Here is a 506-nt window from a genome sequence, read left to right as displayed (position 1 = left end):
AGCGATGGCAGCTAGGATACCGATAATGGCAACCACAATCATCAATTCGATAAGAGTAAAACCTTTTTGAGCGTTCATAATGAACTCCTTTTGTGTCATGATGAGCATAGAGTAGATGCCCCCATATTGGTTGAATGGTTAATCATTTAGCGATACATGATTAGGTAATGTGTCAGACTAAATGATTAATCTTTTGTTTCTTATGTCTTAATTGTTGCATGCGTCATGCCAGTTTACACCTTTTTGCATATTTTATACATTCATATACTCATAAATTGGCGATTTTTGATATTGGTTGTTATCCAAAGGTGGTTTAAAACCGATAAATGATTGATAGATGGGTAAATCGGTAACTATTTTTGTTATCACACTGTCCATATTGACACTTTTGGATAACATTTTTTGGACATAACATCTATTGATTGTTTATGGTCAGTCAAAAATGGGCAGATAAATGGTGCTGATTTCTGATGTAAGCAACCTTTATCATCAGTATCCTAGCTGCC

At 34.6% G+C, this 506-nt stretch carries 1 protein-coding gene; it reads right to left on the bottom strand.

Going from position 1 to position 506, the window contains the following annotated elements; genetic code table 11:
- Positions 1–78: prepilin-type N-terminal cleavage/methylation domain-containing protein (locus tag B0682_RS09295; protein WP_143823367.1), on the bottom strand; the 78-nt coding region annotated here is incomplete at its 3' end.
- Positions 79–506 lie beyond the last annotated feature (428 nt).

Source organism: Lwoffella lincolnii (genome assembly GCF_002014765.1).
Lineage (GTDB): Bacteria > Pseudomonadota > Gammaproteobacteria > Pseudomonadales > Moraxellaceae > Psychrobacter > Psychrobacter lincolnii.
This window is presented reverse-complemented; position numbering and strand designations above follow the sequence as displayed.